Source organism: Flavobacterium sp. 140616W15 (assembly GCF_003668995.1).
Taxonomy (GTDB): domain Bacteria; phylum Bacteroidota; class Bacteroidia; order Flavobacteriales; family Flavobacteriaceae; genus Flavobacterium.
On the sequence record NZ_CP033068.1, the window covers coordinates 3,503,614 to 3,521,414 of the forward strand.

A 17,801-nucleotide genomic window follows, 5' to 3' on the forward strand; every position below is an offset into this window, starting at 1 on the left:
TCATCAATTAAGAAAATGATGAAGTTTTATTAGTATTGATAATTTTCTTATTTTTTATACATTACCTTCTTTACTGCTTTTACTACATCACCAGCATTTGGCAACCAGTCTTTAAGCAATACCGGAGAGTAAGGCGCAGGTGTATCTGCTGTTGTAATACGTTGTATTGGCGCATCAAGAAAATCAAAAGCTTGTTCTTGTACGATATAAGTAATCTCAGAAGATATACTTGCAAATGGCCAAGCTTCTTCTAGAACTACTAAACGATTTGTTTTCTTAACTGAAGCTAAGATCGCATCTTTATCCATTGGACGAACGGTTCTTAAATCGATAATTTCACAAGAAATACCTTCTTTAGCTAATTCATCTGCTGCTATAAATGCTTCTTTAATAATTTTTCCAAAAGATACGATAGTAACATCTGTTCCTTCACGTTTAACATCTGCAACTCCTAGAGGAATTGTATATTCTCCGTCTGGTACCTCACCTTTATCACCATACATTTGCTCAGACTCCATAAAGATTACAGGATCATTATCACGAATTGCAGCTTTTAAAAGTCCTTTTGCATCATAAGGCGTAGATGGAACTACAACTTTAAGCCCTGGTGTATTTGCAAACCAGTTTTCTAAAGCTTGAGAGTGAGTTGCTCCTAATTGTCCTGCAGAAGCAGTTGGTCCACGAAAAACGATAGGCACATTAAATTGCCCTCCTGTCATCTGACGCATTTTAGCAGCGTTATTTATAATTTGATCAATACCAACTAAACAAAAGTTAAAAGTCATATACTCTACAATTGGACGACAACCATTCATTGCAGATCCAACTGCAATTCCTGTAAAACCAAGTTCCGCAATTGGAGTATCAATTACTCTTTTTGCACCAAACTCAGCAAGCATACCTTTTGATGCTTTATATGCACCATTATATTCTGCAACTTCTTCGCCCATTAAATATATGGATTCATCGTGACGCATTTCTTCGCTCATAGCTTCACAAATGGCCTCTCTAAATTGTATTGTTCTCATATTTTTTATTGTTGTTGTAATTTTCTGAAAAGCAAAAATAATTATTTTAAATTACTTAAGAGCATAAATTTAGTTTAAAAAACAAGAAGTGTCGTATCTAACGGTGTTTTACTAACGTATCCACTTTTTCCTTTCGAAATTTACAGCTTACGAAATCGATATAATAAACCTAAAAATAGCCATACAGCTCTTATTTAAATTTTATTTTGTTAGAAAAGGAAGTTTATAGAAATAAAACTCCATAAAAAAGAACTTGATAATTCCTGTTTTTATCAATTCTTACATCGCACCCGAAGCCCTAAATCTTACCTAAAAACCACTTTTCCAGCTATAAAAAGTAACATTCTTCAAAATCTATCCCCTATTTTACGAAATCGTAATAGTTTTCGAAATTATTATGCATGCATAGTAAATTATTCAGATTATATTTCTAAATTTGTGGAAACGTATTTAGAAATATTAAAATATATACTTATGAAAATATTAGTTTGCATCAGTCATGTACCTGATACTACTTCAAAAATTAACTTTACCAATGGTGATTCAGAATTTGATACTAATGGCGTACAATATGTAATTAATCCTAACGACGAATTTGGCTTAACACGTGCCATTTGGTTTCAGGAACAACAAGGAGCTACTGTTACTGTAGTAAATGTTGGAGGTCCTGATACTGAGCCAACTTTACGTAAGGCTTTAGCAATCGGTGCAAACGAAGCAATTCGTGTAAATGCGAATCCTACTGATGGTTTTTTTGTTGCAAAACAATTAGCAGAAGTTATTAAAAACGGTGGCTATGATTTAGTAATTGCTGGAAAAGAATCATTAGATTATAATGGTGGAATGGTTCCTGGAATGATTTCTGGAATTTTAGGATATAACTTTTTAAATTCATGTACAAACATAACTGTTGATGGTACTAATGTAAAAGCTGTTCGCGAAATTGACGGTGGAAAAGAAACTGTAAGTACTACTTTACCATTAATTATTGGCGGTCAAAAAGGATTAGTTGAGGAAAAAGATTTACGTATTCCAAATATGAGAGGAATCATGACTGCAAGAACAAAAGCTTTGGCAATTGTAGAACCAGTTGATGCTCCTGTAAATACTAAAGCTGTAAAATTTGAAAAACCAGCTCCAAAATCTGCAGTGAAATTAGTTTCTCCAGACAACTTAGATGAGTTAATCAATTTATTACACAACGAAGCGAAAGTAATCTAGTAATCAGTTTTCAGTCGCAGATTTCAGTTTTCAGTTATAACCTGAAACTTGAAACCTAAAACTAATAATCTCAAAACAAAGAAATCATGTCAATATTAATATATGCAGAATCTGCAGAAGGAAAATTTAAAAAAGTAGCTTTTGAATTGGCATCATATGCTAAAAAAATTGCCGAATCATTAGGAACAACTGTTACAGCATTAACAATAAACACAAGCGACGTAAGCGAATTATCAAAATACGGAGTTGACAAAGTTCTTAAAGTAACTAACGATAAATTAGCAGGTTTTACTGCTAAAGCTTATGCTGACGTTATTAAACAAGCAGCACAAAAAGAAGGTACAAAAGTAGTTTTGTTATCTTCTAGTACAGACAGTATTTATCTTTCATCATTAGTTGCTGTTGCTCTTGAAGCTGGATTTGCATCAAATGTTGTAGGTTTACCAGTAAGCACTTCTCCTTTTCAGGTAAAAAGAAATGCTTTTTCTAACAAAGCTTTCAATATTACTGAAATCGCTACTGACGTAAAAGTTCTGGCTCTTGCTAAAAACTCTTATGGAATATACGAAAGCGCTGGTACTGCAACTGCTGAGGATTTTAACCCAACAATTGGAGACAATGACTTTGGAGTAAAAGTAGAATCTGTAGAAAAAGTTACCGGAAAAGTATCTATCGCTGATGCTGACACTGTAGTTTCTGGAGGTCGTGGATTAAAAGGTCCTGAAAACTGGGGATTAGTAGAGGATTTAGCTGCAGTACTTGGCGCTGCAACTGCATGTTCTAAACCAGTTTCAGATCTAGGATGGAGACCTCACAGTGAACACGTAGGACAAACAGGAAAACCAGTTGCTACAAACTTATACATTGCAATAGGAATTTCGGGTGCTATACAACACATTGCAGGTATTAACTCATCTAAAGTAAAATTAGTAATCAATAATGACCCTGAGGCTCCTTTCTTTAAAGTAGCAGATTATGGTGTTGTAGGTGATGCTTTTGAAATTGTTCCTAAGTTAATTGAAAAATTAAAAGCTTTTAAGGCACAACATTCATAAAGATTTAAAAATTCTATACTAAAATAATGCTACCTAAAAATAAGATAATCGTATCTTTGCTTTAGGTAGCTTTTTTGTTCCATATTTTTTGATTAAAATTGCACTTTTATTTTTTACACAAAATTCTAATTAAAACGAGGTAGTAATACCTTATACGTCTGCAACTTATGAGCTTAGTTAAATTATCGATAAAAGGAATTTCATACAGTCAAACTCAAAATGGCGCTTATGCTTTGATTTTGAATGAAGTTGATGGCGAACGAAAGTTACCAATTGTAATTGGGGCTTTTGAAGCACAATCAATTGCTATTGCTTTGGAAAAAGAGATAAAACCACCTCGCCCATTAACACATGATTTATTCAAAAACTTTGCAGAACGATTCGATATTGTTGTTAAGCAAGTTATTATCCATAAATTAGTTGATGGAGTATTCTACTCTAGCCTGATTTGCGAAAGAGATAAAATTGAAGAAATAATCGATGCAAGAACTTCTGATGCCATAGCATTGGCATTACGTTTCAATGCTCCGATATTTACTTATAAAAACATTTTGGACAAGGCAGGGATTTATTTAAAGTCTAATTCAATGGAAAGCGACAAGGACTCTCAAGAAATTGATGACGTGCTTTCTAATCCAGAAACATTTGGTCGCGAAGAAGAAAGCAATCAATCTGGCGAAACCTATTCTAAACATACAACTCAGGAGCTTAACGAATTACTAGAACAAGCTGTGCTTCAAGAAGATTACGAAAAAGCAGCTAAAATTCGTGATGAAATTTCAAAAAGAGAAGCGTAAAGCATAATCAAAAATGAAACAATACTTAGACTTAGTACAACATGTTCTTGAGAATGGTTGTCAAAAGGGAGATAGAACTGGAACTGGAACAAAAAGTGTTTTTGGATACCAAATGCGTTTTGATTTAAGTGAGGGATTCCCAATGGTTACTACTAAAAAATTACATTTAAAATCCATTATATACGAATTACTTTGGTTTTTAAAGGGGGATACAAATATTAAATACCTTCAAGAAAACGGAGTTAAAATTTGGGATGCCTGGGCAGACAGCAATGGTGATTTAGGTCCTGTTTATGGACACCAATGGCGCAATTGGAACAGTGAAGAAATAGACCAAATTTCGGAGCTCATTACAGAACTTAAAACAAACCCAAATAGTCGTCGAATGTTGGTTTCTGCTTGGAATCCATCAGTATTACCGGATACAAAAAAATCATTTGAAGAAAATGTAGCCAATAACAAAGCTGCATTACCTCCTTGTCATGCTTTTTTCCAATTTTATGTATCTAGTCCTGATCTTGAAAAAGGTGAAACTAAAGGAAAATTATCTTGTCAATTATACCAACGAAGTGCAGATATATTCTTAGGCGTTCCATTTAATATTGCATCATATGCTCTATTAACTATGATGATTGCACAAGTTTGTGACCTCGAAGCAGGAGAATTTATTCACACTTTTGGAGACGCACATATTTATAACAATCATTTTGAACAACTAGAATTACAATTAAAACGCGAGCCAAAACCATTACCTAAAATGGTTTTAAATCCCGATATAAAAAACATATTCGACTTTGATTACAACGACTTTACCCTTTTAGATTACGAGCCACATGCAGGAATCAAAGGAAGTGTTTCCGTATAAAAACATAAAGATCCGCTTATCGAAAGCGGATTTTTTTTGCTCTAAAAATAAACATAAAGCACAAAACCTTTTTCTGCACAAATATTCAACACTCAAAATAGTCCTATTTCAAAATAAATTTTATCTTTATAATCTAATATTTATCTCATGGAAAAGGAATTACACGAGCAGTATGAATACGCAAGAAGAAGAATAAGACAAAAAAAAACGCTATATTTTCATTTCGTCTTATTCCTTTTAGGAAGTTTATTTTTGTTTGTCGCTGATCGATTTTTAAATATCTCATACGGACAAAACTGGTACATCTGGATAATTACAGTCTGGTTTTTTATTTTTATTTTACATTTTATAAAAGTATATATCACTGACCGTTTTATGAATAAAAATTGGGAAAGAGAACAAATAGACCGACTTGTTGCCTTACAGCAAAAAAGAATAGCACAGCTAGACTCAAGCTTAAATGACAATGCCGAAAATAAATCTTAGTTAAAAATAAAATGATTATAATGATTGCGGCTGTTGCCGAAAACAATGCGCTTGGAAAAAACAATGAAATGATTTGGCACTTATCAAATGATTTCAAAAGATTTAAAGCCCTTACCACTGGACATCATATTATAATGGGGCGAAAAACATTTGAAAGTTTCCCTAAACCGCTACCAAACAGAACTCATATTATAATAACGCGTCAAGATAATTATCAACCCGAAGGATGTATAGTTGTAAAAAGCATAGAAGAAGCAATTACAAAATGCCCTAAAGATGATGATTCATTTATAATTGGAGGTGGCGAAATATATAATTTAGGAATGCCTTTTGCTGATGTTTTAGAAATTACAAGAGTTCATCATAGTTTTGACGCTGATGCTTTTTTTCCTGAGATCAATAAAAACGAATGGCAACTAATAGAAGTAGAACCAAACAAAAGAGATGAAAAACATCTTTACGACTACACTTACGAAACATACGTCAGATTATAACAAAAAAAAGACCCGCATTAATGCGGGTCTTTTTTTTTGGCAAACAATGATTAGAGAAATGACCTACTCTAGAAAGAGTATTTGATAACATAAAATAAAAATTACAAATATTAAAAATACACCAGAAAAGAATATTATAATATTTGAGATTTTTTGAGAGTACATCTCAAAAAAGCCTTTAATACCAAATACCACGAAGGTACTAAAGACAAAGAAAATTAAAATTTCCAAAAACAAATTTAATCCTAAGAACGTATTTTGCGCTTTAAAAATAATACTGCTCTCAAAAACAGTACTTTCAAAACAACTTACTAGAACAAACGAGATGATAAGCGCAAGTAGCACCCATTTGATTTGGGTCATTAATTCTCTATTAATCATTGAAAAAATATAATCATTTTTACAAAGTAAATTTCTACAATAAATAACTTCCTCACAATACCCACTTTTAGTGATTTTTACAAATCATTAAAAGTGGGTATAACAACCAATAAAAACCAAAAAATAATTTCATCTCGTAATTAAAGAAACGGAATAACAGTTAATACATATTGTATTATATTTGTACAAATTAAAAAAATGTCAGAAAAAATAACACCTTATAAAAATTCGGCCTTAGGGAAGAAAGAACAAGTTGAACAAATGTTCGATACAATATCTGGAAATTATGATAACTTAAATCGTGTAATTTCATTTGGTATTGATATTAAATGGCGAAAAAAAGTATTAAAAATAGTTTCAGACAGGAAACCAAAGATAATTCTAGATATCGCAACAGGAACTGGTGATCTAGCTATTTTGATGGCACAAACAAATGCTGAAAAAATCATTGGTCTGGATATCTCTTCTGGAATGCTTGAAGTAGGAAAGAAAAAAATCGCTGCAAAAAACCTAAGCCAAACTATTGAAATGGTCGTAGGAGATTCAGAAAACTTACCTTTTGAAGACAATCATTTTGATGCAATCACGGTAGCATTTGGTGTTAGAAACTTCGAAAATCTTGAAAAAGGTTTATCTGAAATTTTAAGAGTCTTAAAACCAAATGGAGTTTTTGTAATTCTTGAAACTTCGGTTCCAGACAAAACTCCTTATAAACAAGGTTATGGATTCTACACTAAAAACATCCTTCCATTAATAGGAAAAATATTTTCTAAAGATGATGCCGCTTATGGTTATTTATCTGAATCTGCCGCAAATTTCCCTTATGGAGAAAACCTAAACAATATTTTACGAAAAATCGGGTTTATAGATGTGAAAGCCTTGCCACAAACATTTGGTGTAGCAACTATTTATTCAGCTTCTAAAAAATAGTATGAAAAAAACTGTAATCTTAATTTTATTTATCTTCACTACAAAGGGATATACTCAATTTACTAAAAGCATGTTTAGTAAAGATCCTATTATCAATTTAGAAACTTGGCAAAAACAACGTCTTTATTTTGGATATTACCTTGGTTTCAATAGCTATAACTTTAAGATAGACTACAAAACCGTTGGACCCGATATCCAGATAAAAAAAACAACTGGATTTAACGTTGGTGTTGTAGCCGATTTAAGATTACAGGAATATATTAACCTTCGTTTTGAACCAGGGTTATATTATACTAAAAGAGATCTATATTATCCTAATCCTGAACTTGCTTCGAAGACTGATTATTTAAGAGAGGTAAATAGTACTTATATCAATTTTCCTCTACTCTTAAAATTCTCTGCGTTAAGAACAGGAAATGTACGACCTTATTTAGTTGGAGGAATGTCTACGACGTTAAATCTATCTAGTAATGCAAAATCTATTGATGACAATTTAGAGCAACGCTTTAGAGTAAAAGCTTGGACAATGAATTATGAATTAGGTTTTGGAGTTGATTTTTTCTCAGAATATTTTATTTTCTCTCCTTCAATTAGAGGGTCATTTGGTCTTAGCGACGAATTAATTCGTGACAAAGATCCAAACAGCCCTTGGACAGGTAACATAGAATCGATGAAATCAAGAGCTATTTTAATTAACTTTACTTTTCATTAATAACAGAATTAACTATTACGTTTAAATTCACTAAGTATAATTGCGGTTGCAGTAGCCACATTTAAGCTTTCGGTTTTTTGAAGATCTCCAAATCTAGGAATAGTAAGTCTGTTTTGGATGGTTTTTTCAATTTCATCCGATATACCATTACCTTCATTACCCATTATAATAATACCTTCTTGTGGTAAATCAGTTTTATAGATATTAGAACCATCCATAAAAGTACCAAAAACAGGAAGTGACGTTTGAGCAAGAAAAGCCTTTAAATCAATATAATTCACATTAACCCTAGCAATTGAACCCATAGTAGCCTGAACCACTTTTGGATTATAGATATCTACTGATTCTTTAGAACAAAGCAATTGCTTGATTCCGAACCAATCGCAAAGTCGTAAAATAGTTCCTAAATTCCCAGGGTCACGAATATCATCAAGAGCAAGGATTAAACCAGATTCTATTATTTTTTTATCAGCAGGAATCTTAAAAACTGCCAAACAAGAATTCGGAGTTGACAAAGCACTAATTTTTTTTAGTTCTTGTGCGTTAATTAACGTTTTCTTAGAGACTAAAACGGTCTCAAAATCGTTTTGAGTAGTATACAGGTGCTCTAATTCAAAATTGGATTGTAACAATTCTTGAATTACTTTTACTCCTTCGGCAAAAAACAAACCATTAGCAAAACGTTGTTTTTTTTGAAGTAAACCTGATATAAGCTTTATTTGGTTTTTACTAACCATAAAATAATGTACTTTTGAATTAAATATTTTAGAACACTTGAGAAAGATTTCCACAAAAATAGTAGCATTTATTCTAATAGCAATATTTATTTCAGCTTGTAATTCTGTAAAAAGAGTTCCTAATGGTAAAAAACTCCTTACTAAGAACGAAATTATAGTAAATGACAAACCTATTAAGGATGAAAATATATTTAACCAATTATATCAAAAACCCAATAGCACACTTATTGGTGGATACAAGTTGCGCTTAAACTTATACAATTTAGCCAATCCAAATCCAGATTCTACTTTTCAGGCGAAATATAAAAGCAATCCTAAAAGATATGAAAGATTATCTAAACTATTATCTGCAAAACAAGTCGATCGCCTTGGACAGTCCTTTTTATACAAAGGGATAAATGACTTTTTTAAAACTACTGGAGAACCTCCAGTAATTATTGATACCAGTAAGGTAAAAAAATCTTCTATGCGTTTAAAATATCATTATTTCCATAATGGCTATTTTAATACCAAAACTGCTTTTACAATTGACAGCGTAGGCACTAAGAAAGCCAAGATACGATATACTGTAACAACAGGACAACCCTTTCTTTTAGACACTATTACTACCAGTATATCATCTCCTGATGTGGATTCGTTATACAACAAAAGCATTGAGAATACGGTATTAAAATCAGGAAACCAATATAAGACAAGTGATTTAGATGATGAAAAAAACCGTATAACAACTTATTTTAGAAATCATGGAGTGTATTATTTCCAATCTAACAATGTAACTTATAACATTGATACTATAAACAAAAAGAACAAGGCAAATATAGATCTAATCATAAAAGATTACACTTATCAGGATAAAGATTCTAGCAGAACTGTGCCTTTTAAAGTCTATAAAATTAGCGACGTTAACATTTATACTGATTATTCGGCTGCAAATGCTAAATCAGAAATTACAGACAGCACCACTTACAAAAACTTTAATTTATACAGTTATAAAAAACTAAAGTACAAGCCCTATGCAATAACTGATGCAATTTTTATTAGTAAAGGAACTGTTTTTGCTGATTTTAAGACAACGCTTACAACTCGATATTTAAATAATTTAAAGATTTTTAATTATCCATCTATCCATTACGAAGTAGATAAAAGAGACTCTACAGCGCAATCTCTAATTGCCAAGATATACCTGACTCCTAGAAAAAAATACAGTTTCGGAACCACCTTAGATGTTACCCATTCTAACATTCAGGATTTCGGAATTGGTTTTAGTCTTTCACAAACAATTCGTAATGTATTTAATGGTGCCGAAACACTAGAAATTGCAGGACGTGTTAATGTTGGTTCTTCACAAGATTTAGCAAATCCAAACGGGACTTTCTTTAACGCATCAGAATATGGTGTCGACATTAAGCTAAACGTACCTAGAATATTAATGCCTTTTGGAACCGAGAAAATCATTCCAAAAAGCATGATTCCTTCAACAGTAATGACTGCTGGTTTTGCAAAACAAAGAAACATAGGTCTGGATAAAGAAAATTTTACAGGTGCATTTACCTATAATTGGACACCAAAAAGAAATAATACAGCACGTATTGACCTTTTAAATGTACAATATGTACGGAATTTGAATCCACAAAATTATTACAGTGTGTATCGTTCCTCTTATAACGCATTAAATGATCTAGCAGCAAAGTACAATACAAATCCTGATTATATTGACGAAGAAACTCAAGATTTAATAATCGAAAAAGGAACAAACGGATTTACAAACGATATATTAAATAAAAATATAATAATTCCCGAAAGCGATTTCCAAACAGTAGAAAGCATTGAAGAAAGAAGGAGACGACTTACAGAAAATGATTTTATTTTGGCATCAAGTTATACTTTTACCAAAACAACTAAGAAAGATTTACTAGACAATACTTTTTATCTTTTTAAAGCAAAAATTGAAACAGCAGGATCTTTACTATCAGTAATCTCCAAAGCTGCTAATTTGCAAAAAAATACAAATGGCAACTATCAAATTTTTAATTTAGAATATTCTGAATACTTAAAAACTGAGTTTGAATACATTAAACATTGGGATTTAACAAAGGAAAAAGTAGTTGCTGTACGAACATTTTTTGGTATTGCTGTTCCTTTTGGTAATTCTGATTACATTCCTTTTTCTAGAAGTTACTATTCTGGAGGATCGAATGATAATAGAGCTTGGCAACCGTATTCATTAGGGCCGGGAAGTACTGGAGCCGTTAATGATTTTAACGAAGCTAATATGAAAATTGCAATTAGTGGTGAATTTAGATATAAGGTTTTAGGCAAATTGAAAGGAGCTATTTTTGCAGATGCAGGAAATATCTGGAATGTATTAGATAATGTAACAGATGAAAAAGCAACTTTTAAGAATTTTGGTGATCTTAAAGACATTGCACTAGGAACAGGAATAGGGTTTCGCTATGATTTAAGTTTCTTCGTAATCCGTTTTGACTTAGGATTTAAAACCTATAATCCTGCTTACGAAACAGGCAAACGTTGGTTCAGAGATTACAACTTCGGACACTCGGTTTTAAATTTTGGAATAAATTATCCTTTCTAATGCTAATTAATTCTTATTTTTGCAAACTAAAAACTAAAAAACAACTAAAAAAGAATTACAATGGCACACAATATTAAACCAGGAGTAGCTACAGGAGATCAAGTTCAAGAGATTTTTAATTATGCAAAAGAAAAAGGATTTGCACTTCCTGCAGTAAACGTTACTGGATCAAGTACAATCAATGGAGTTCTTGAAACTGCAGCAAAACTGAATGCGCCAGTTATTATTCAATTTTCTAATGGTGGAGCTCAATTTAATGCTGGAAAAGGATTATCTAATGCTAACGAAAAAGCGGCAATCGCTGGTGGAATTGCTGGAGCAAAACACATTCATACTTTAGCAGAAGCTTACGGTGCAACAGTAATTTTACATACTGATCACTGTGCAAAAAAATTATTACCTTGGATTGATGGTTTGTTAGATGCATCTGAAAAACATTTTGCAGAAACAGGAAAACCATTATACAGTTCTCATATGATTGATTTATCTGAGGAGCCAATCGAAGAAAACATCGAAATCTGTAAAGGTTACTTAGCTAGAATGAGCAAAATGGGGATGACACTTGAAATCGAACTTGGAATTACAGGTGGTGAAGAAGATGGTGTTGACAACTCTGATGTAGATAGCTCAAAATTATACACTCAACCAGAGGAAGTAGCTTATGCTTACGAAGAATTATCTAAAATAAGCCCTAAATTTACAATTGCTGCTGCATTTGGTAACGTTCACGGGGTTTACAAACCAGGAAACGTAAAATTAACTCCAAAAATCTTAAAAAACTCTCAAGATTTCGTTCAAGACAAATTTAAAACTGGTCATAACCCAGTAGATTTCGTTTTCCACGGAGGTTCAGGTTCTACACTTGAAGAAATTAGAGAAGCGATTGGATACGGAGTTATCAAAATGAATATCGATACTGATTTACAATTCGCATACACTGAAGGAATCCGTGACTATATGGTTAAAAACATTGACTATTTAAAAACACAAATTGGTAACCCAGAAGGTGCTGATGTTCCTAATAAAAAATACTACGATCCAAGAAGATGGGTACGTGAAAGTGAAGTAACATTCAACGCAAGACTTGAACAAGCTTTTGCTGACTTGAATAACGTAAATACACTATAATTAAAAAGTTTAAAGTTTTAGGTTTGAAGTTTCACAACTTTAAACTTTAAACCTAAAACAACAAAAACAAAAAATATGGCTTGGTTTAAAAGACACGAAAAAGGGATTACAACACCTACCGAAGACAAAATGGATGTCCCAAAAGGACTTTGGTACAAATCTCCAACAGGAAAAATTATTGATGCTGATGAGTTGGCTCGTAACTTATTTGTAAGCCCAGAAGATGATTTCCATGTTAGAATTGGAAGCGCAATCTATTTTGAAATTTTATTTGACAACAATGAATTTGTTGAGCTAGATAAAAACCTTACTTCTAAAGATCCTTTGCATTTTGTTGATACAAAAAGATATGCAGACCGATTAAAAGATGTTATGGAAAAAACCCAACTTAAAGACGCTGTGCGTACTGGAGTTGGAAAATCAAAAGGAAAAGACGTAGTTATCTGCTGTATGGACTTTGCCTTTATTGGTGGTTCTATGGGAGCTGTTGTAGGTGAAAAAATCGCAAGAGGAATTAACCATGCAATCAAAAACAGAATGCCTTTTGTTATGATTTCAAAATCTGGTGGGGCTCGTATGATGGAAGCAGCTTACTCTTTGATGCAGTTAGCTAAAACATCTGTAAAACTAGCTCAACTTGCTGAAGCTGGATTACCTTACATCTCTTTATGTACTGACCCAACAACAGGAGGAACAACTGCATCTTATGCCATGCTAGGAGATATCAACATTTCTGAACCAGGCGCTTTAATAGGATTTGCTGGACCAAGAGTTGTAAGAGATACTACTGGAAAAGATTTACCTGAAGGTTTCCAAACTGCTGAATTCCTTTTGGAACATGGTTTTTTAGACTTTATAACGCCTAGAAAAGAATTAAAAGACAAGATTAACTTGTATATCGATTTGATTCAAAACAATACAATTAGATAGTTTTTAAACTTCTAAAAAAATTAAAAATCCCAAGGAAATTTCTTGGGATTTTTTTATATAAAATTCTTAAAGAATAATGAAGTATAAATTAAAATTATTTAACCAAAGCCTCTTCTTGATTTATTCTTATATCTTCATTATCTCTATCTAAAACTGGAGACTATTCAACCCAAAAACCTCTCAACGGAATTTTACAAAAGCAAAAACTCTTTTCGAAACTTCAGAATAAGACAAAGAATCTAAAAAAAACTTAAAACCTTATCAACGCAGTAGCGATAACTACCGAAACTTAAAACCTCTGCCTCTTTGAGTCTTCAAAAAACTACATTCCAGTTCTAATTGCTTCAACAGGATCTAATTTGGAAGCTGAGATTGCGGGAAGAATTCCTGCTATTAATCCAATTAATGCAGCAAGCCCTGTTCCGAGAAGGATATTTCCCATCCCGAGAACAAATTCAAAATCGAGAGCTTTGGTAAGAATTACAGAAATTATCCAAACCAGAATTAACCCAATTGCCCCACCAATTACCGAAAGTATTATTGCTTCGAATAAAAACTGAAACAGGATAAATTTATTTTTAGCACCTAAAGATTTTTGAATTCCAATAAGGTTCGTTCGCTCTTTTACAGAAACAAACATAATATTCGCAATTCCAAAACCACCCACAAGAAGAGAGAATCCACTTATTATCCAGCCCATCATATTCATCTGCCCTATAATACCATCTATAAAATCAGTAAACCCCGAGAATACATTCACAAAGAAATTATCAATTTGCCCTGCTTTTAATCCTCGAAAGGCTCTTAATTTCTGAGACACTTCAGCCTTATACGCATCCATATCAACTCCTTTTTCGGGCTTTAAAACAATTACAGGAGTCATTCCGTCATTATTATCGCCATACATTCTACGCAAAAAATTTGCTGGAAAATATACTGATGTATCATTACTATCTCCAAACAATCCTGCTCCTTGCTTTTTTACCACACCAATAACAGTAAAACGCTGTCCGTACAAACGAATGTTTTTTCCTATGGGCTCAGAATCTCCAAACAGACCTTCGGCAATATCGTGCCCTAAAACAATAACTGGCGCTCCAGAATTAGATTCTGATTCATTATAGAAACGACCTTTTTCAAAATCCAAACCTTCAATATCTATGAACTCATAAGAAACTGGAACTACATTTACATCACTTACCGTTTTTGAATCATATTTTAAGCTCTCTCTTTTAACAAAAAGTTGGTAACCTACTTGATTAGTATTTGTAAGTGAATTTTTAAGATAGGTATATTCGTCATATTTTACATTTGGAAATTGTTCTCTTTTCCATTGCGGAATATCTGATGGACCAAAAGAAAATTTCATTAAATAAATAGTGTTCTTATCTAAGCTACTTAAATCTTTAGTGATTTTTCTATTCAATGAATCTACTGCTGCAAGTACGGCAATAATCGAAAAAATACCAATGGTAACCCCCAACAACGACAACAAAGTTCTCAGTTTGTTACTTCGTAAAGCATTCATCGCAAAACCGAAACTTTCTTTTAACAATCGAAAATAAAGCAGCATAGATTTTAAATTTACATTAAAGTAAAATTCAATAAATTTTAGTCAAAAACCTAATAAAAATTCACTTACTCATAGGTAGTTATTTTTAAGATAATGTTACATAAAATGTTGATTTTTATAATCAAAAAAAAACTATTTTTGCACTTTGATAATTATAACTACACAATGAGCACAACAAAAACTATTCAATCTGCATTAATTTCAGTCTTTTCGAAAGAAGGCCTTGAACCTATTGTAAGAAAATTACATGAACAAAAAGTAACTCTTTACTCAACTGGAGGAACAGAAGATTTTATTAAAAACCTAGGAATTCCTGTAGTTCCTGTTGAAGATATCACTTCATTTCCTGAAATTCTTGGCGGAAGAGTAAAAACGTTACACCCGAAAATTTTTGGTGGAATTTTAAACCGTCAAGACAACGAAAGTGATGTTCAACAAATGAAGGAATTTGATATTCCTCAAATTGATTTAGTGATTGTTGACTTATACCCATTCGAAAAAACAGTTGCATCAGGAGCTAGCGAAACTGACATTATCGAAAAAATTGATATTGGTGGAATTTCATTAATTCGTGCTGCAGCAAAAAACTTTAAAGACACCGTTATTGTGGCTTCGGTAAATGAGTACAGCTTAATATTAGATTTAATTACAGAGCAAAACGGAGCAACAACTCTAGAGAATAGAAGATTGCTTGCTACTAAAGCTTTTCACGTTTCATCTCACTATGATACTGCAATTTTTAATTACTTCAATACTGACGACACTATTTACAAAGAAAGTATTGCAGATGGACAAGTATTGCGATATGGTGAAAACCCACATCAAAAAGGATTCTTCTTTGGAGATTTTGACGCAATGTTCCAAAAACTTCACGGAAAGGAATTGTCTTACAACAACTTGCTTGATGTAGATGCGGCCGTGAACTTAATTGCAGAATTTAAAACTGACGGACCTACGTTTGCAATTTTAAAACACAACAATGCATGTGGTTTGGCTACAAGAAAAACTATCAGCGAAGCTTATTTAGCAGCTTTAGCTTGTGATCCTACTTCAGCATTTGGAGGAGTTTTAATTTCAAATACAACTATTGATTTAGCTACAGCTCAAGAAATAAATAAATTATTTTGTGAGGTTGTGATCGCTCCAAGTTTTGATTCTGAAGCTATTGCAGTTTTACAAGAAAAGAAAAACAGAATTATTTTAGTTCAAAATGAAGTTGAACTACCTACAAGACAAGTTAGAACTTGTTTAAATGGACTTTTAATTCAAGATAAAAACAATGTTACTGACAATAAAGAGCATTTAAAAACCGTTACAATTACAGCACCTACGGAACAAGAAGTTGAAGATTTATTATTCGCTTCAAAGATTTGTAAGAATACAAAATCAAACACAATCGTATTTGCAAAAAACGGAACTTTAATTTCATCTGGAACGGGACAAACCTCTCGTGTAGACGCTTTAGTTCAAGCAATTGACAAAGCAAAAGCATTTGGATTTGATTTAAACGGAGCTTCGATGGCGAGTGACGCATTTTTCCCATTTCCGGATTGTGTAGAATTAGCCAAAAAAGCAGGAATTACAGCTGTAATTCAGCCGGGTGGATCAATAAAAGACGAATTAAGCATTAATTATTGCAATGAAAATAAAGTTGCAATGGTATTTACAGGAACGCGTCATTTTAAACATTAATTTGTTTAACTTTGTGCGTTACTAATTTATAACTTTTAAACCCCTAAAAAACTTATGGGATTTTTTGATTTCATGACCGAGGATATTGCGATAGACCTTGGTACCGCAAACACTTTAATCATACATAATGATAAAGTAGTTATTGACAGTCCTTCAATCGTGGCACGTGATAGAATATCAGGCAAAATCATTGCTGTTGGTAAGGAAGCCAATATGATGCAAGGTAAAACCCATGAAAACATAAAGACCATAAGGCCACTTAAAGACGGTGTTATTGCTGACTTTGATGCTTCTGAAAAAATGATCAGTATGTTCATCAAAAGTATTCCTGCATTAAAAAAGAGAATGTTTACTCCTGCATTGCGTATGGTAGTATGTATTCCTTCAGGAATTACTGAAGTGGAGATGCGTGCTGTAAAAGAATCTTGTGAGAGAGTAAATGGTAAAGAAGTTTATTTGATTCACGAACCTATGGCAGCAGCTATTGGTATTGGAATTGACATTATGCAACCAAAAGGTAACATGATTGTTGATATCGGTGGTGGAACAACTGAAATTGCAGTAATCGCATTAGGCGGAATTGTATGCGACAAATCGGTAAAAATTGCTGGTGACGTATTTACAAATGATATTGTTTATTACATGCGTACGCAACACAACTTATTTGTTGGAGAAAGTACTGCTGAAAAAATAAAAATTCAAATTGGTGCCGCTATCGAAGATTTAGATGGCCCGCCAGAAGATATGTCAGTTCAAGGTAGAGATTTACTTACTGGAAAACCAAAACAAGTAGATGTATCTTACCGTGAGATTGCTAAAGCATTAGACAAATCAATACAACGAATTGAAGATGCTGTAATGGAAACATTATCTCAAACACCTCCTGAATTAGCTGCTGATATCTACAATACAGGTATCTATCTTGCAGGTGGAGGATCTATGTTAAGAGGTCTTGATAAAAGAATTTCACAAAAAACAGATTTACCTGTTTACATTGCTGAAGATCCATTAAGAGCTGTAGTTCGCGGTACTGGAATGGCATTGAAAAACATTTCAAAATTCAAAAGCATCTTAATCAAATAAGATCAAATTAATTATATACATTTCTTCAGAACTAAACTATTCACAATTTAGTTCTGAAGAAATTTTGAAACTTTAAGCATATCCTGAAACAAAATA

General features: G+C 32.5%; 16 protein-coding genes. 13 read left to right on the forward strand and 3 right to left on the reverse strand.

Annotated features, from left to right (window positions below; all coding sequences use genetic code 11):
* Positions 1-47: 47 nt before the first annotated feature.
* Positions 48-1,028, reverse strand: coding sequence for a pyruvate dehydrogenase complex E1 component subunit beta (locus tag EAG11_RS15345; protein ID WP_129539917.1), 981 nt, complete (start codon positions 1,026-1,028; stop codon positions 48-50).
* Between the two features lie 474 nt (positions 1,029-1,502).
* On the opposite strand from EAG11_RS15345, the gene EAG11_RS15350 reads away from it, so the two are divergent.
* From EAG11_RS15350 to EAG11_RS15390, 8 genes are all read left to right on the forward strand, one after another.
* Positions 1,503-2,249, forward strand: a complete 747-nt coding sequence (locus EAG11_RS15350; RefSeq protein WP_129539918.1) for an electron transfer flavoprotein subunit beta/FixA family protein — start codon at positions 1,503-1,505, stop codon at positions 2,247-2,249.
* Between the two features lie 86 nt (positions 2,250-2,335).
* A complete protein-coding gene (locus EAG11_RS15355; protein ID WP_129539919.1) occupies positions 2,336-3,304 on the forward strand; it encodes an electron transfer flavoprotein subunit alpha/FixB family protein in 969 nt (322 codons plus the stop codon).
* Positions 3,305-3,471: 167 nt separating this feature from the next.
* The gene (locus EAG11_RS15360; RefSeq protein ID WP_129539920.1) at positions 3,472-4,101 is read left to right on the forward strand and encodes a bifunctional nuclease family protein; all 630 of its coding nucleotides are present in this window, start codon (positions 3,472-3,474) and stop codon (positions 4,099-4,101) included.
* A 13-nt stretch (positions 4,102-4,114) separates the two neighbouring features.
* The gene (locus EAG11_RS15365) at positions 4,115-4,966 is read left to right on the forward strand and encodes a thymidylate synthase (RefSeq protein WP_129539921.1); all 852 of its coding nucleotides are present in this window, start codon (positions 4,115-4,117) and stop codon (positions 4,964-4,966) included.
* A 147-nt stretch (positions 4,967-5,113) separates the two neighbouring features.
* A complete protein-coding gene (locus EAG11_RS15370; protein ID WP_129539922.1) occupies positions 5,114-5,452 on the forward strand; it encodes a 2TM domain-containing protein in 339 nt (112 codons plus the stop codon).
* 11 nt (positions 5,453-5,463) lie between these two features.
* Entirely contained in the window at positions 5,464-5,946 is a 483-nt protein-coding gene (locus tag EAG11_RS15375; protein ID WP_129539923.1) for a dihydrofolate reductase, read from the forward strand.
* Between the two features lie 579 nt (positions 5,947-6,525).
* The gene (gene ubiE, locus EAG11_RS15385) at positions 6,526-7,257 is read left to right on the forward strand and encodes a bifunctional demethylmenaquinone methyltransferase/2-methoxy-6-polyprenyl-1,4-benzoquinol methylase UbiE (protein WP_129539925.1); all 732 of its coding nucleotides are present in this window, start codon (positions 6,526-6,528) and stop codon (positions 7,255-7,257) included.
* Position 7,258: 1 nt separating this feature from the next.
* Positions 7,259-7,969, forward strand: coding sequence for a porin family protein (locus EAG11_RS15390; RefSeq protein ID WP_129539926.1), 711 nt, complete (start codon positions 7,259-7,261; stop codon positions 7,967-7,969).
* A gap of 8 nt (positions 7,970-7,977) precedes the next feature.
* Here EAG11_RS15390 and EAG11_RS15395 read toward each other — a convergent pair whose 3' ends face one another.
* Entirely contained in the window at positions 7,978-8,706 is a 729-nt protein-coding gene (locus EAG11_RS15395; RefSeq protein WP_129539927.1) for an RNA methyltransferase, read from the reverse strand.
* 37 nt (positions 8,707-8,743) lie between these two features.
* Between EAG11_RS15395 and EAG11_RS15400 the strand changes: the two genes are divergently transcribed.
* From EAG11_RS15400 to accD, 3 genes are all read left to right on the forward strand, one after another.
* Positions 8,744-11,299: a BamA/TamA family outer membrane protein gene (locus EAG11_RS15400; protein WP_129539928.1), complete on the forward strand. Its 2,556-nt coding sequence runs from the start codon at positions 8,744-8,746 to the stop codon at positions 11,297-11,299.
* A 60-nt stretch (positions 11,300-11,359) separates the two neighbouring features.
* Positions 11,360-12,427, forward strand: coding sequence for a class II fructose-bisphosphate aldolase (fbaA, locus tag EAG11_RS15405; protein WP_129539929.1), 1,068 nt, complete (start codon positions 11,360-11,362; stop codon positions 12,425-12,427).
* 75 nt (positions 12,428-12,502) lie between these two features.
* Complete coding sequence (accD, locus tag EAG11_RS15410; protein WP_129539930.1) at positions 12,503-13,357, forward strand: acetyl-CoA carboxylase, carboxyltransferase subunit beta; 855 nt, start codon at positions 12,503-12,505, stop codon at positions 13,355-13,357.
* A gap of 322 nt (positions 13,358-13,679) precedes the next feature.
* Here accD and EAG11_RS15415 read toward each other — a convergent pair whose 3' ends face one another.
* Positions 13,680-14,930, reverse strand: coding sequence for an ABC transporter permease (locus EAG11_RS15415; protein WP_129539931.1), 1,251 nt, complete (start codon positions 14,928-14,930; stop codon positions 13,680-13,682).
* 165 nt (positions 14,931-15,095) lie between these two features.
* Between EAG11_RS15415 and purH the strand changes: the two genes are divergently transcribed.
* Positions 15,096-16,622, forward strand: a complete 1,527-nt coding sequence (gene purH / locus EAG11_RS15420) for a bifunctional phosphoribosylaminoimidazolecarboxamide formyltransferase/IMP cyclohydrolase (RefSeq protein WP_129539932.1) — start codon at positions 15,096-15,098, stop codon at positions 16,620-16,622.
* A 54-nt stretch (positions 16,623-16,676) separates the two neighbouring features.
* Positions 16,677-17,705: a rod shape-determining protein gene (locus tag EAG11_RS15425; RefSeq protein ID WP_129539933.1), complete on the forward strand. Its 1,029-nt coding sequence runs from the start codon at positions 16,677-16,679 to the stop codon at positions 17,703-17,705.
* The last annotated feature ends 96 nt before the right edge of the window (positions 17,706-17,801 follow it).

Bases quoted from the DNA above. Each gene is read 5' to 3' on its own strand.
- accD (WP_129539930.1), top strand. From the start codon at position 12,503: ATGGCTTGGTTTAAAAGACACGAAAAAGGGATTACAACACCTACCGAA.
- purH (WP_129539932.1), top strand. From the start codon at position 15,096: ATGAGCACAACAAAAACTATTCAATCTGCATTAATTTCAGTCTTTTCG.
- EAG11_RS15345 (WP_129539917.1), bottom strand. From the start codon at position 1,028: ATGAGAACAATACAATTTAGAGAGGCCATTTGTGAAGCTATGAGCGAA.
- EAG11_RS15390 (WP_129539926.1), top strand. From the start codon at position 7,259: ATGAAAAAAACTGTAATCTTAATTTTATTTATCTTCACTACAAAGGGA.
- EAG11_RS15350 (WP_129539918.1), top strand. From the start codon at position 1,503: ATGAAAATATTAGTTTGCATCAGTCATGTACCTGATACTACTTCAAAA.
- fbaA (WP_129539929.1), top strand. From the start codon at position 11,360: ATGGCACACAATATTAAACCAGGAGTAGCTACAGGAGATCAAGTTCAA.
- EAG11_RS15415 (WP_129539931.1), bottom strand. From the start codon at position 14,930: ATGCTGCTTTATTTTCGATTGTTAAAAGAAAGTTTCGGTTTTGCGATG.
- EAG11_RS15355 (WP_129539919.1), top strand. From the start codon at position 2,336: ATGTCAATATTAATATATGCAGAATCTGCAGAAGGAAAATTTAAAAAA.
- EAG11_RS15365 (WP_129539921.1), top strand. From the start codon at position 4,115: ATGAAACAATACTTAGACTTAGTACAACATGTTCTTGAGAATGGTTGT.
- EAG11_RS15370 (WP_129539922.1), top strand. From the start codon at position 5,114: ATGGAAAAGGAATTACACGAGCAGTATGAATACGCAAGAAGAAGAATA.
- EAG11_RS15425 (WP_129539933.1), top strand. From the start codon at position 16,677: ATGGGATTTTTTGATTTCATGACCGAGGATATTGCGATAGACCTTGGT.
- EAG11_RS15395 (WP_129539927.1), bottom strand. From the start codon at position 8,706: ATGGTTAGTAAAAACCAAATAAAGCTTATATCAGGTTTACTTCAAAAA.
- EAG11_RS15375 (WP_129539923.1), top strand. From the start codon at position 5,464: ATGATTATAATGATTGCGGCTGTTGCCGAAAACAATGCGCTTGGAAAA.
- ubiE (WP_129539925.1), top strand. From the start codon at position 6,526: ATGTCAGAAAAAATAACACCTTATAAAAATTCGGCCTTAGGGAAGAAA.
- EAG11_RS15360 (WP_129539920.1), top strand. From the start codon at position 3,472: ATGAGCTTAGTTAAATTATCGATAAAAGGAATTTCATACAGTCAAACT.